Origin of the sequence: Rhodovulum iodosum (assembly GCF_041020385.1) — a bacterium.
In the GTDB taxonomy this organism is placed as follows: Bacteria; Pseudomonadota; Alphaproteobacteria; order Rhodobacterales; family Rhodobacteraceae; genus Rhodovulum; species Rhodovulum iodosum.
The window spans coordinates 299026-312282 of sequence record NZ_JBEHHI010000002.1; the positions used below are offsets into that span (position 1 = coordinate 299026).

11 protein-coding genes are annotated in these 13257 nt (G+C 67.9%); 3 read left to right on the forward strand and 8 right to left on the reverse strand.

The genetic code is table 11. From position 1 onward, the window contains the following. Positions 1-179: 179 nt before the first annotated feature. From Ga0609869_RS10605 to Ga0609869_RS10635, 7 genes are all read right to left on the reverse strand, one after another. Positions 180-983: a 2-keto-4-pentenoate hydratase gene (locus Ga0609869_RS10605; RefSeq protein ID WP_125406982.1), complete on the reverse strand. Its 804-nt coding sequence runs from the start codon at positions 981-983 to the stop codon at positions 180-182. Next, positions 980-2233: a CaiB/BaiF CoA transferase family protein gene (locus tag Ga0609869_RS10610; RefSeq protein WP_245972340.1), complete on the reverse strand. Its 1254-nt coding sequence runs from the start codon at positions 2231-2233 to the stop codon at positions 980-982. The genes Ga0609869_RS10605 and Ga0609869_RS10610 overlap by 4 nt, the downstream gene beginning before the upstream one ends. Continuing rightward, a complete protein-coding gene (locus Ga0609869_RS10615) occupies positions 2230-3006 on the reverse strand; it encodes an enoyl-CoA hydratase/isomerase family protein (RefSeq protein WP_125406988.1) in 777 nt (258 codons plus the stop codon). Before Ga0609869_RS10615 ends, Ga0609869_RS10610 begins: the two co-directional genes overlap by 4 nt. Next, entirely contained in the window at positions 3003-4283 is a 1281-nt protein-coding gene (locus Ga0609869_RS10620) for a TRAP transporter large permease (RefSeq protein ID WP_125406990.1), read from the reverse strand. Before Ga0609869_RS10620 ends, Ga0609869_RS10615 begins: the two co-directional genes overlap by 4 nt. Next, positions 4283-4852, reverse strand: coding sequence for a TRAP transporter small permease (locus tag Ga0609869_RS10625; protein WP_125406992.1), 570 nt, complete (start codon positions 4850-4852; stop codon positions 4283-4285). The genes Ga0609869_RS10620 and Ga0609869_RS10625 overlap by 1 nt, the downstream gene beginning before the upstream one ends. A 212-nt stretch (positions 4853-5064) precedes the next feature. Further along, on the reverse strand, positions 5065-6048 hold the full coding sequence (locus Ga0609869_RS10630) for a TRAP transporter substrate-binding protein (RefSeq protein WP_211336827.1): 984 nt from the start codon (positions 6046-6048) through the stop codon (positions 5065-5067). A gap of 101 nt (positions 6049-6149) precedes the next feature. Further along, the gene (locus tag Ga0609869_RS10635; RefSeq protein WP_125406995.1) at positions 6150-7337 is read right to left on the reverse strand and encodes a pyridoxal-phosphate-dependent aminotransferase family protein; all 1188 of its coding nucleotides are present in this window, start codon (positions 7335-7337) and stop codon (positions 6150-6152) included. Between the two features lie 165 nt (positions 7338-7502). Here Ga0609869_RS10635 and Ga0609869_RS10640 point away from each other — a divergent pair, with 165 nt between their 5' ends. The 3 genes from Ga0609869_RS10640 to Ga0609869_RS10650 all read left to right on the forward strand — a co-directional run bounded on the left by Ga0609869_RS10640 (position 7503) and on the right by Ga0609869_RS10650 (position 12356). After that, positions 7503-10427, forward strand: a complete 2925-nt coding sequence (locus tag Ga0609869_RS10640) for an FAD-binding and (Fe-S)-binding domain-containing protein (protein WP_245972342.1) — start codon at positions 7503-7505, stop codon at positions 10425-10427. Next, positions 10424-11125, forward strand: coding sequence for a GntR family transcriptional regulator (locus Ga0609869_RS10645; protein ID WP_245972344.1), 702 nt, complete (start codon positions 10424-10426; stop codon positions 11123-11125). The genes Ga0609869_RS10640 and Ga0609869_RS10645 overlap by 4 nt, the downstream gene beginning before the upstream one ends. A gap of 274 nt (positions 11126-11399) precedes the next feature. Then, positions 11400-12356: an NAD-dependent epimerase/dehydratase family protein gene (locus tag Ga0609869_RS10650; RefSeq protein ID WP_125407000.1), complete on the forward strand. Its 957-nt coding sequence runs from the start codon at positions 11400-11402 to the stop codon at positions 12354-12356. 32 nt (positions 12357-12388) lie between these two features. Here the strand turns inward: Ga0609869_RS10650 and Ga0609869_RS10655 are convergent, their stop codons facing one another. After that, complete coding sequence (locus Ga0609869_RS10655) at positions 12389-13255, reverse strand: isocitrate lyase/PEP mutase family protein (protein WP_125407003.1); 867 nt, start codon at positions 13253-13255, stop codon at positions 12389-12391. Positions 13256-13257: the final 2 nt, after the last annotated feature.

Here is a 13257-nt window from a genome sequence, read left to right on the forward strand (position 1 = left end):
GTGTGCCCTAGTCACGAAGCGAAGAAGCAGGAAGTTTCAGCGGGTCGGATAAAAAGTTCCGAGGCCGCGCCGGCGGCCCCATCGGCGGATGACGAAACGCAAAGCGTCGACCTCTTGCAAAGACAGTGCCCCGACCATCCGCCCGGCGGCGAGAGGCATGCTCGCCGACGCGCGGCGGATCACGGGCGCGGGCTGCGGCGCGCCTCTTCGCGGTCGAGGTCCAGCGCCACCTTGCCCCATCCGTCCAGCGCGCCGCGAATTTCGCAGCCGGGGGCGATGTAGGACAACCCGCTCAGCGACCCGGTGATTACGACCTGCCCGGGCACAAGGCCGCCGAAACGGGTGCCCAGCATGGCCTCGAGCGCCTTGAAGTTTGCGAAGGCATCGCCGCCCGGCACCTCGCCGCGGCCCTCCAGCAGCACCGTGTCGCCCGCCCGCAGGTGCCCGCTGGCGCCCGACAGGTCGCGCCCGTACCAGTCGCGTGTCTCGGGCCCGACGACCAGCGCGCCGTTGACCTGGTTATCGGCAAGCTTGGCCAGGGGGCTGGGCGTGCCCGACAGCCTTGTGCGCACGATCTCGATCGCCGGGACGAGCGCGAGGCACCCGGCCAACCGCGCGTCGCGGTCCGGGGCGTCGGGCGGCGGCAGCTCGGACAGCACGCGAAAGCCGATTTCCAGCTCGATCCCGATCTGCTCTTCGGCGGGGCAGGCCAGCCGGGCAGGGGAATTATGGGTATCGCGGGCCAGGATCGGCGCCATGATCTGCGGCTGGCCGGGCTTGCAGGCCACCTTGAACCCGCCGACCGGGCCAAGCGCCTCGGCCACGCGGGCCTGCACCGCGTAGGCATCCGCTTCGGTCATCCCGCGCGTGGCGGGGTGGTCGGCCGGCACGGCCACGCCCGTGCACCGCGCGTCGATCAGGGCGCGGGCGAAATCCGCCAGCGCCGTGCCCAGCGCCATCGACACGCCCCCTGTGCCGCTCATGTGGCCCCGCGGGCTTCGCGCCGGGGGCGGGGGTCGGCGGTCTCCAGGCCCTCTTCGATGACCAGCGCGCCGCCGGCAAGCATCTGGTCGATCTCGGCCCCGCCATAGCCGATCTCGGCCAGGATCTCGCGTCCGTGCTCGCCCAGGCGCGGGGCGGGGCGGTCGATCACGCCGGGCGTGGCCGAGAACTTTACCGGCAGCCCGATGGATTTGACCGCGCCGGCGGCGGGATGATCGGTCGTCACGATCATGTCGCGGGCCTGCGCCTGAGGGTCGGCGTGCATCTCGGTGATCGTCAGGACCGGCCCCGCGGGCAACCCCGCCGCCTCCATCCGCGTCAGCCAGTCGGCGGTTTCGCGCGTCTCAAGGTGCTCGCTCAGCACCGTGACCAGCGCGTCGAGGTTGACCATCCGGTCGTGGTTGGAGCCGAAGCGCGGGTCGTCGTCCAGCTCTGGCGCGCCGATCACGTCCAGCAGGCGCAGCCAGTTGGCCTGGTTCGCCGCGCCCACGTTGATCCAGCCGTCGCGGGTGCGGAACGCCTGGTAGGGGGCGTTGAGCGGATGGGCCGAGCCCAGCGGACCGGGCGCCTGGCCGGTGGCGAAGGCGATGGCGCTTTGCCAGTAGGTCAGCGTGATGCCCGCCTCGAACAGAGAGGTATCGACGCGCTGTCCCTCGCCGGTGGCCTGCGCGTGCGCATAGGCCGCCGCGCACCCCATGGCCCCCAGGATGCCGGCGGTGATGTCGGTGATCGGCGCGCCGGGCTTGACCGGCGGGCGGCCCGGCCCCTCGCCGGTGATCGACATCAGCCCCGACATGCCTTGCGCGATCAGGTCGAACCCGCCGCGGCTGGCGTAGGGCCCGGTCCGCCCGAAACCGGAAATCTCGCAATAGACGAGGCGTGGGTTGATCTTGCGCAGCGCCTCATAGCCAAGACCCAGTTTTTCCATCGTGCCCATGCGGTAATTCTCGATCACCACGTCGGCCTCGGCCAGCAGCCGGCGCAGCGCCTCGACGCCGTCGCGGTCCTTGAGGTTCAGCGCGATGCCCCGCTTGTTGCGGTTCATCATCAGGTAGGCCGCGCTTTCGCCCTCGACCCGGGGCGGCACGAAGCGGCGGCTGTCGTCGCCGGCGGGCTTTTCCACCTTCACCACGTCGGCGCCCATGTCGGCCAGCATCATCCCGCAGGCGGGGCCGGCCATGATATGGGCGAGTTCCACCACCTTCATGCCGTCAAGCGGTCCCCGGCTCATCGTCCCCTCCATGTCGGGCGCTCCTTGGCGAGGAAGGCCTCCATGCCGTGGCGAAAATCCTCGCTCATGTAGCACATCGTGATCAGGTCGGCGTCGTCGACCGACACCGCCGCGCGGTTGCGGCGCATCGCCTCCTTGGTGGCGCGCAGCGTCAGCGGCGCCATATGCCCCAGCGTCGCGGCCAGCGCCTCGGCACGGGCCATGAGCGCGGCCTCGTCGGGCAAGACCTCTCCGATCAGCCCGGTGGCCTGCGCCTCTTCCGCACCCATCAGGCGGGCGGTAAAGATCAGCTCGCGCACCCGGCCCGCGCCCAGCAACTCGCTCAGCCGCGCGAGGTTTTCCGCGGCCAGGCAATTGCCCAGCGTGCGCGCGATTGGGAAGCCGAACTTGAGGCTGGCGCTGGCGATCCTGAGGTCGCAGGCGACCGCAATCGAGGCGCCGCCGCCGGTGCAGGCGCCGTGGATCGCGGCGATCGTCGGCAGCGGGCAGGTTTCCACCGCACTCAGCACCCGCGCGATTTCGGCCTCGTAAGCCAGCGCATCCTCTGCTGTCGCAAAGCCGCGGAACTGGGACATGTCGGTGCCCGCCGCGAAGGCCTTGCCGCCCGCACCCGACATCACCACCGCCTTGACCGAGCCATCGGTCGGCACCCCGGAGCAGAGCGCCGCCACCTGTTCGTACATCGCGAATGTGAAGGCGTTGCGCGCCGCGGGGCGGTTGAAGGTGATCCAGAGCGTCTCGCCCCGGATCTCGTGCAGAAGGTCCTCGGTCATCTGTAGAAATACTCCACCAGGAAGAGCGGCACCGAGGGCACGTAGGTGCACAGCATCAGCACCGCCAGCAGCACCGCCACGAACCAGATGTTGACCTTGGAGACCTCCCAGATGTTGGCCCGGGCCACCGCGCAGCTTGTGATCAGCACCGAGGCCACCGGCGGGGTCTGCTGCCCGATGGCGAGGTTCAGCGTGACCACCAGGCCGAAATGAACCGGGTCGATGCCGGCGGCATTGATCAGCGGGATGACGATGGGCACCACCAGGATGATCGCCGCCGCCGAATGCAGGAAGAACCCGATCACCAGGAAGAAGAAGTTCAGGATCAGCAGGATCGCCCATTGCTCGTTGGTGATCGCGAGAATGCCCTGGGCCAGTTCCTGCGGGATCTGCGCGCGGGTCAGGAACCCGCCCATCAGCACCGAGGCGGCGACCAGCAGCATCACCACGGCGGTCTGGATGCCGCCGTCGAGCATCGCCCGCCGCAGGTGCCCCAGGTCGAGGTTGCGGTACCAGGCCGACACCGCCAGCGCCGCGATCACCGCCAGCCCGGCGGCCTCGGTCGCGGTGACGAACCCGCCGAAGATGCCGCCCAGGATGATCACCGGCAGGGTGAAGGCCGGCAGCGCATCGACAAATGTCTCGCGCAGCCGGGGCATGTTGAACGCCTCTTCGGTCGGCAGGTTGTAGCGTCTGGCAAAGATGTAGGCGACGCCCATCAGCCCGGCTGCGCCCAGCAGGCCGGGCACCACCCCGGCGACGAAGAGCTGCTCGACCGAGGTGTTGGCCGAGGCGGCGTAGAGGATCATCGGGATCGACGGCGGAATGATGATCGCCAGCGAGGCCGAGGACGAGGTCACGGCCGCCGACAGTTCCTTGGAATAGCCGCGCTTCTTCATCTGCGGGATAAGGATCGAGCCCATCGCCGCCACGTCGGCCACGGCGCTGCCCGAGATCTCGGCGAAGAACAGCGATACGCCGATATTGACCATCGCCAGGCCGCCGCGCACGAATCCGATCAGCGCCGAGACGAAATTGATCAGCCGGTCGGTGATGCCGCCCGCGTTCATGATCGCGCCCGCAAGCACGAACATCGGGATGGCGATCAGCGAGAACTTGGTCGCGCCGTTGTACATGTCCAGCGCGATCGTCACCAGCGAGCTCACGCCCTCGGTCAGCACCAGCCCGATGACACCGGCCATGGCCAGGGCGATGGCGATCGGCACGTTGATGCAGATCATCGCCACCAGCAGCACGAAGATGAGCAGCATCATCATCAGCGGCTATCCTTGAAATCGTGGGTCATTGCCGCCTTCTGCATTTCCTGCTCGACCTCGACCTCGATCTCGGCATGTTCCAGCGAGATGCCTTTCCGGGTCGCTGTCCAGTAGTCTGGCAGGGACAGCAGTTGGCAGATGATGAAAAGGCAGGCCCCGATCGGGATCACCGACTGGGTGAGTTGCACCGGCACCCAGGTCAGCGACACGAGGTAAGAGCCCTGAAGCACCGCCAGCACCTCGAATCCGGCCTTGGCCATCAGAACGAAGAAGGTCAGCACGATCAGCTCGGCCAGCACCAGTGCCGCGCCGCGCATGCGCGGCGGCATCGCCAGCAGCACCGTGTCAAAGCCGATATGCCGCCGCTTCAGCGCGGCCAGCGCAGAGCCGTAATAGGTGATCCAGGCCAGCATGATGGCGGCCACCTCGTCATACCACGAGAAGCTCTCGCCGATCAGACGCGCAAGCACCGCGACGATCACCACCGCGGTGAGCAGGACCATCAGCAAGACGGTGAACCATTCGAGGACGACCCCGAGCAGGTTTGCAGTCGCTCTCAGCGCGGGCATGGGCGCAAGGTCCATTTCTGACGGGGCATGGGGGCGTCGACCCTTGGGGCCACTGAAGTGAAAACGGTCATCGCTGTCTCGCCGGATCGCGCAAGGAAACTGTCAAAAGGCCCCGAATGGGCCGCCTGCCGCCCGAAAGCGGCCCGCGGCCCGGGGCACCCGATAGAGAGCGGGGGCGCCCGGTTCGGGCACCCCCGACAGGGCTGTTGGCGTCAGCTCGACGTGTCGCCGAGGCCGAGGACGGCCTCGATCATCTCGCCGCCGCCTTCGACCTCTGCGGCGAAGGCGTCGTAGATCGGCTTGGACGCTTCGATGAAGGCGTCCTTGTCTGCCTCGTTCACCTCGACGCCGGCGGCCTTGATGACCTGCAAGAGCTCGACTTCAAGCTCGGCGGCCTTCTCGTAGGTGAAATCCTGGGTCTCGGCGGCGCATTCGCTCAGCCCCGCCCGCACGTTGTCGGGCAGTTTGTCGAAATGGGACTTCGAGGCCAGGATATAGGCCGGCGTGTAGACGTGGCCGGTGATCGACAGGTATTTCTGCACTTCCTGGAACTTGGCCGAGGCGATCTGGGCGTAGGGGTTTTCCTGCCCGTCGATCACGCCGGTCTGCAGCGCGGTGAACACGTCCGAAAACGCCATCGGAGTCGGGTTCGCGCCGTATTCCTGGAACATCTTCACCCGCCAGGCCCCGTTCGGCGTGCGCAGTTTCACGCCTTCGAGGTCTGCGGGCACGTTGATCGGCCGGACGTTGTTGGTGATATGGCGAAAGCCGTTCTCGGCGAGGCCGACGATGGTATAGCCGTTCGCGTTGGCGGCGGCCTCGAAGGTGTCCATCATCTCGGCCTGCACGCGGCGCATGTGGTCGCGGTCCTTGATGATATAGGGCATCTCGAAGATGCCGAACACGTCATCGACCGAGGACATCACCGAAGAGGGCAGGGCGAACTGCACCTGGCCCAGCTTCAGCTTCTGCAACAGCTCCTGGTCCTTGCCCAGCTGCGAGGCGCCGAAGGTCTGCACCTCGGCCGCGTCGCCGAGCTTGCCGTTCGCGCATTCGGCGAAGTGGTTCACGCTCGCTTCAAACAGCGAGCCCGGATTGCCGACATGGCCGAAGCGCAGCGTCATGTCGGCGGCGAAAGCCTGACCGGCCATCAGCGCCGTGGCGGCGATGGTGGTAAGAAGTCCCGATTTCGTCATATCCATCCTCCCTTTGGACTTGGCGTCATGTTCTATGGTGTCGTCTCGGTTCTGCGCCCTTGTCCCGTCTGGCGCGGGTTTGGGCCGCAAAGCTCTTCACCTCATTCCGCTGCGGCGCGGTCTTCCGCGCCCCTCGGGCCCAGCACCGCCATGGCGGCCTGCACGCCGCCCGCCTGGTGCGGCACCCCCGCGTCCCGCAGCCCCATCTCGACGCCGGACAGCGTCGCACAGAGCATGAGATCGTTGAAATCGCCCAGATGGCCGATACGGAATACCCGGTCCGCCACCTTCGACAGGCCGTTGCCCAGTGACATATCGTAATTCTCCAGAGTTACCGCCCGGAACGCGTCGGCCGAATGGCCCTCGGGCGTCATCACGGCGGTCAGCACGTTGGAATACTGCTCGGGCGCCTGGCAGAGCAGCTCCAGCCCCCAGGCGCGCACCGCGGCCCGTGTGGCCGCGCCGTGGCGGGCGTGGCGGGCGAAGACGTTATCGAGGCCTTCCTCGCGCAGCATCGCCAGCGCCTCTTTCAACCCGTAAAGCAGGTTGGTCGCCGGCGTGTAGGGGAAATAGCCCTTGCCGTTGGGGCTCTGCATCGCGTCCCAGGCCCAGTACGACTTCGGCAGTTCGGCGGTTTTCGATGCGGCCAGCGCCTTGTCGCTGATGGCGTTGAACGACAGGCCCGGCGGCAGCATCAGGCCCTTTTGCGAGCCCGACACGGTCACGTCCACGCCCCAGGCGTCGTGCCGGTAGTCGAGCGAGCCGAGGCTGGAAATCGTGTCGACCATCAAGAGTGCCGGGTGCCCCGCGGCGTCGATCGCCTTGCGGATAGCTGCGATGGGCGAGACCGAGCCGGTCGAGGTTTCGTTGTGGACGACGCACACGGCCTTGATCTCGTGGCCCGTGTCCTCGTGCAGCTTCGCCTCGATGGCGTCGGGGTCGGCGCCGCCGCGCCAGTTGCCCTCGATGAAAACGGGGGTCAGGCCCAGCCGCTGGGCCAGCTCTTTCCAGAGGGTGGCGAAATGGCCGGTTTCGTACATCAGCACTGTGTCGCCGGGCGACAGCGTGTTGACCAGCGCCGCCTCCCACGCCCCGGTGCCCGAGGCGGGATAGATCACCACGTGTCCCTCGGTGCGGAAAACCCATCTCATGCCGTCCAGCACGGTGCGGCCAAGCTCGGCGAAGTGCGGGCCACGGTGGTCGATGGTCGGAAAATCCATCGCCCTCAAGACGCGGTCCGGCACGTTGGACGGGCCCGGAATCTGCAGGAAATGGCGCCCTGCCGGCATCGTTCATCCTCCCTGTGCGGCCATTCGGCCTCTTAACGGCGCGACGTTTTCGCCTGCGCCCGGCTGCGCGTTTCCCGACGCCCGCCATGTGTTGACAGGAATTGAATTATGAATTCATTATTCATGTCAAGGAACAATTTTCGCACCGGAAGGGGAGGGCCGGCCGTGCTGGATGGGGCGCAGAGCGCGCGGCTGGGCCGCGACTTCGAAGGCGAGTTGCTGCTCGACGTCTTTTCCCGTGGCCGATACGCGACCGACGCCTCGCATTACCAGATCATGCCCGCGGCAGTGGCCGTACCGCGAACCGAGGACGACGTGGCCCGCGCGTTGGATGCGGCGCGCGATACCGGGCTGCCGCTCACCATGCGGGGCGGCGGAACCTCGCAATGCGGACAGACGATCAATAGCGGGCTGATCCTGGATTGCTCGAAATTCCTCAACGGGATCATAGAGCTTGACGTGGACGGGCGGCGCGCGCTGGTGCAGCCCGGCATCGTGCTGGACGAGTTGAACCGGCAGCTCAAGCCCCACGGGCTGTGGTTTCCGGTCGATGTTTCGACCGCCTCCCGCGCCACCATCGGCGGCATGGTGGGCAACAATTCCTGCGGGGCGCGGTCGCTGCGCTACGGCACGACGCGGGATAACGTGATCTCGATCCGGGGGCTTCTGGCCGACGGCACGCCGTTCGATTTCGGCCCCCATGCCGGCAACCGCGTCCCCGAAGACATGCTGGCGCGGCTGACCGCGCTCGGCGCACGCGAGGCCGACGAGGTCGCGCGCCGCTTTTCCAAGGTGCAGCGCCGGGTGGGGGGCTACAACCTCGACGCGCTGGCGCCCGGCGCCGCGCCGCTCAACCTGGCGCATCTTCTGGTGGGCTCCGAGGGCACCCTGGCGGTGTCGACCGCCATCGAGATCGCGCTGTCGCCGCTGCCGCCCAAGGACCGCGTGCAGGGCATCTGCCATTTTCCGACCTTCCGCGATGCGATGGAGGCCGCGCAGCACCTGGTGCGGCTGAACCCCACGCAGGTGGAACTGGTCGACCGCACCATGCTGAACCTCGCGCGCCAGATTGCGATGTTCGTGCCCACCATCGAGACCGTGGTAAAGGGCGACCCGGCGGCGCTGTTGATCGTCGAATTCGCCGACGGCCCCGAGGAGAACGCCGAAAGCGTTGCCCGCCTGCACGACACGATGGCCGATCTGGGCTACGGCTTCGGCAAGGGGGGCACGCAGGAGGGCGGCGTTGTCGAGGTGTGGGATGCGGCGCTGATCGCCGAGATCGGCGAACTGCGCAAATCGGGCCTCAACATCATGATGTCGATGAAGGACGCGGGAAAGCCGGTGTCCTTCGTCGAGGATGCCGCGGTGCCCTTGGAACACCTGGCCGACTACACCGACCGCCTGACCGAGGTGTTCCACAAGCACGGCACCGAGGGCACCTGGTACGCCCATGCCTCGGAAGGGTGCCTGCATGTCCGCCCGGTGCTGAACCTGCGGCTTGAAAAGGATGTCAACGCCATGCGCGCCATCGCCGAAGAGGCGTTCGACATGGTGCGAGACTACAAGGGCTCGCATTCCGGCGAACATGGCGACGGCATCGTGCGCTCGGAATTTCATGAAAAGATGTTCGGGTCGCGCATCGTGCGCGCCTTCGAGGAGGTGAAGGAGACCTTCGACCCCGAGGACCGACTGAACCCCGGCAAGATCGTCGCGCCGCCCCGGATGGATGACCGCAGCCTCTTGCGCTACCCGCCCGGCTACCGCTTCGACGACATGTCCGCGGGCTTTGACTGGTCGGCCTGGGCGGGGGCCTCGGGCGGGTTCCAGGGCGCGGTCGAGATGTGCAACAACAACGGGGCGTGCCGGAAACTCGCGGGCGGCGTGATGTGCCCCAGCTACCGCGTGACCCGCAACGAGCAGGACGTGACGCGCGGGCGGGCCAACACGCTGCGGCTGGCGCTTTCCGGCCAGCTTGGGCGCGATGCGCTGTTCGACGACGAGATGGCCGAAACGATGAAGCTGTGTGTCGGCTGCAAGGCGTGCCAGCGCGAATGCCCCACGGGCGTCGACATGGCCAAGATGAAGACCGAGGTGCTGTATCAGCGGGGCAAGCGCAAAGGCTATCCGCTGAAAGACCGGCTGATTGCCGAACTGCCGCGCTACGGGCGGCTGGGCGTTGCGCTCGACCCGCTGATCGGGCTCAGAAACCGCGTGCCCGCGGTGGCGCGACTGGCCGAGCGGCTGACCGGGCTGTCGGCGGATCGCGCCTTGCCCCGGTTCCGCAAGGACGCCTTCCGCGAGGCCGAGATCGGCGCGGCCGCGCCCGCCACCGGGGGGCGGGAGGTGGTCCTCTTCAGCGACACGTTCAACCGCTGGTTCGAGCCCGCTATCCCGCGCGCCGCCCTGCGCGTACTGGGCCGCGCGGGCTATGCCGTGAAGAGCGCCGTGCCCGATGGCGACCGGCCGCTTTGCTGCGGGCGGACCTATCTCGCGGCCGGCATGATCGACAAGGCCCGCGCCGAGGCGCGCCGCACCCTCGACGCGCTGATGCCCCATGTAGCGGCAGGGCGCCCGGTCATCGGGCTGGAGCCGTCCTGCCTCTTGACCCTGCGCGACGAGTTCAAGGCGCTGCTGCCGGGAGACGATGCGGGCAAACTGGCGGAACACGCGCTGCTGTTCGAGGAATTCATGGCGCGCGAGGCCGAGGCCGGGCGGCTGAAGCTGCCGATGGCCCGCCGCGACGTGCGGGTCCGCGTGCATGGCCATTGCCACCAGAAAGCGGCCGGCGCGATGGGCGACATGGGCACGGCGCTGGGGCTTCTGCCCGGGGTCGAGGCGGACGTGATCGAGACCTCATGCTGCGGCATGGCCGGCGCCTTCGGCTATGACGCCGAGACCATCGAGGTGTCGCGCGCCATGGGCGAGGCGTCGCTGCTGCCCGCGATCCGCGCGGCGGGGGGCGACGATCTGATCGTTGCAAACGGCACCTCCTGCCGCCACCAGATATCCGACGGAACGGGACGGGCCGCGCTGCACATTGCGCAGGTCTTCGACAGGATGCTCGCCGAGGAAACCGGAGAAACGGGATGATGGACACGATGTCGAACGGCGGGGCAGGCGATATGGGCGTGGCGTTGCTCTCGCGCCCGGCGCTGGCGGTGCAGGTGGCGGATGCCCTGCGCGAGCTGATCATGGAAGGCGCCATCAAGAGCGGCGAAAAGATCCGCGAGAAGGAGTTGACCGAGCGTTTCGGCGTGTCGCGCACCCCGATCCGGGAGGCGATGAAGATCCTGGCCTCGGAAGGGTTGATCGAGCTGATCCCGAACCGCGGCGCGATCATCAGCGAGCGCTCCGAAGAAGAACTGGCCGACGCCTTTCCGGTGCTCGCCGCGCTCGAGGCGCTGGCCGGCGAACAGGCCGCCCGGCGCGCCACCGACGCCGAACTGGCCGAGATCGTGCGGCTGACGGTGGAATTGCGCGCCTCGCTGGAACGGCAGGACCGGCCGCATTATTTCGAGATCAATCAGGCCATCCACAAGGCGATCCTGGTGGCGTCTCGCAACGAAACCCTGATGCGCAGCCACGCGACCATCGCCGGTCTGGTCCACCGTGCGCGGTATCAGGCCAACCTGACGCGCAGCCGCTGGGAGCAGGCCCTGGCCGAGCATGAACGCATTGCAGAGGCGCTGTCGGCGCGCCGTGCCGACGAGGTGGCCGCGTTGCTGAAGACACACATGATGGGCAAGCTCGCGGCGATCCTGCCCGGCCGGGGCGGGCCGGCGGACTGAGGGCGGCCGCGCGGTGCGGCGTCCCAAGTATGGGGAGCGCTCTTGCCCGTTCCGGAACGGATGCACGGGCTGCCCGGCCGTCCGCGATGCTTGACAAAGATCGGGCGTGAAGCGCGCGGCGCCGACAGACCGCAACATCGCCTTTGGCAATGTCATCAAGAAGAACGGTTCCGCTGCACAAGCGCTCTGCCGGCCACAGCCGCAGCATGCAGAAATGCTGGACGGCGTCCAAGCCGCCGGTCACAGTTGGGGCTTCACGGGAGGAGCGCTTGCGATGAATTTCCTGACGGACCCATTCCTTATCGACCCCGGCAAGATCGACGGCCCGGTGCTCGTCACCGGGGCGGGCGGGTGCATCGGCGCATGGACGGTTGCGATACTTGCCCGGTCGGGTGTCCCGCTCGTGGCGCTGGACCTGGCCGATGACCGGCGCAGGCCGGCGCTGGTGATGGGCAACGAGGCGGCGCAGGGCCTGGAATGGGAAGCGGGCGACATCACCGACGCGGCCTGGCTGAACGATGTGTGCGACCGGCACGGCGCCTCGGCGATCATCCACCTGGCGGGCCTCCAGGTGCCGTTCTGTAAGGCCGATCCCGCCGCCGGCGCGCGCGTCAACGTGGAAGGCACGATCAATATCCTGGAGACCGCCCGCCGGCACGGGTTACGGCGGCTCGCCTACGCCAGCTCGACCGCGGTCTACGGCATGCCGCCAGGTGGGCCCGTCATCTCGACCCTTTACGGTGCCTACAAGCTCGCCAACGAATACACCGCGAAGGTCTACTGGCTCGACTGGGAGGTTCCCTCGATCGGCATCCGCCCGAATGTCGTTTATGGCGTCGCGCGCGACCAGGGCATGACCTCGGGGTTCAGCGCGGCCCTTGCCCATACCGCGCGCGGCGAGCCTTTCGAGATCGCGTTCGGCGGGCCGGTCAGTTGGCTTTACGCGGGCGAGGCGGCGGCAGCCTTCATTGCCGCGATCGCAGGCGATGGCGACGGCGCACCTGTTTTCGACCTCAACGGCACCTGCATGTCCGTCGAGGACGGGCTCGCGATCCTGTCCGAGCTTGCGCCGGGTCACGGGGTGACCACGACCGGCACGCCGCTGCCTGTGCCGGCCGATCTCAGCGATGGGCCGATCCGCGCGCATCTTGGCGACTACCCGTCGATGCCGCCGGCGGACGGCATCCGCCAGACCCTCGAAGCCTTCAAACGGTCTGCCCAGACGATCTGAGGGTGCGCCGGGCGGCGGACCGCGCCCTGGGGTCAGTCCTTCGGCGCGTATCTCTTTTCCTCGTCGAAATAGGCGTCGAACCCGATCCGCCGCTTGAGCTCGTCGAACGCCATCAAACGCGCCGCGTCGGGCGTGCCCGCGCGGAACCCGTCCAGCGCCTCGACCATCGCCTGCATCGCTGCGGCCATCAATGTCAGGGGATAGGCGGCGATCCGGTAGCCCATCGCCTCCAGCTTGGCGGGCGGCAGCGCCGGGGTCATCCCGCCCTCGACGATATTGGCCATGCAGGGCCGGGGCAATTCGGCCGGGACACGGGCCATTTCGGCCTCGTCCCGCGGTGCTTCTACGAACAGGATATCGGCGCCGAGCTCTGCAAAGCGGGCCGCCCGCGCGATGGCCTCGTCCAGCCCGTGTTCGTGCCGGGCGTCGGTGCGGGCGAGGATCAGGATATCGGCCCCCTCGGCGCGCGCATCGGCCGCCGCGCGGATGCGCGCGAAGGCCTCGTCGCGGTCCACCACCGACTTGCCCGCCACGTGGCCGCAGCGCTTGGGCGACACCTGGTCCTCGATCATCACCGCGGCAAAGCCCGCCTGGGCAAAGCCCTGCACCGTGCGCTTCACGTTGACCGCGTTGCCATAGCCGGTGTCGCCGTCGCCGATCACAGGGATCGACACCGCGTTGCAGATGTTGCGACCCTGGTCGGCCACCTCGGCGTAGGACATCAGCCCCGTGTCGGGCATTCCCAGCCGCGCGGCCGCGGCGGCAAAGCCCGACATGAAGGTCAGCGGAAAGCCCGCCTGTTCGATCAGCTTGGCCGAAAGCGGGTCGAAACAGCAGGGCATGGTGATGAGGCCGGGTTCGGCCAGAAGCGCGCGGAGCGTGTCGGGTGCGGGTGTCATGG

Excerpts from the sequence above, each read along its gene's own strand:
- Ga0609869_RS10630 (WP_211336827.1), bottom strand. The coding sequence starts at position 6,048 with ATGACGAAATCGGGACTTCTTACCACCATCGCCGCCACGGCGCTGATG.
- Ga0609869_RS10635 (WP_125406995.1), bottom strand. The coding sequence starts at position 7,337 with ATGCCGGCAGGGCGCCATTTCCTGCAGATTCCGGGCCCGTCCAACGTG.
- Ga0609869_RS10610 (WP_245972340.1), bottom strand. The coding sequence starts at position 2,233 with ATGAGCCGGGGACCGCTTGACGGCATGAAGGTGGTGGAACTCGCCCAT.
- Ga0609869_RS10655 (WP_125407003.1), bottom strand. The coding sequence starts at position 13,255 with ATGACACCCGCACCCGACACGCTCCGCGCGCTTCTGGCCGAACCCGGC.
- Ga0609869_RS10605 (WP_125406982.1), bottom strand. The coding sequence starts at position 983 with ATGAGCGGCACAGGGGGCGTGTCGATGGCGCTGGGCACGGCGCTGGCG.
- Ga0609869_RS10620 (WP_125406990.1), bottom strand. The coding sequence starts at position 4,283 with ATGATGATGCTGCTCATCTTCGTGCTGCTGGTGGCGATGATCTGCATC.
- Ga0609869_RS10615 (WP_125406988.1), bottom strand. The coding sequence starts at position 3,006 with ATGACCGAGGACCTTCTGCACGAGATCCGGGGCGAGACGCTCTGGATC.
- Ga0609869_RS10625 (WP_125406992.1), bottom strand. The coding sequence starts at position 4,852 with ATGCCCGCGCTGAGAGCGACTGCAAACCTGCTCGGGGTCGTCCTCGAA.
- Ga0609869_RS10645 (WP_245972344.1), top strand. The coding sequence starts at position 10,424 with ATGATGGACACGATGTCGAACGGCGGGGCAGGCGATATGGGCGTGGCG.
- Ga0609869_RS10650 (WP_125407000.1), top strand. The coding sequence starts at position 11,400 with ATGAATTTCCTGACGGACCCATTCCTTATCGACCCCGGCAAGATCGAC.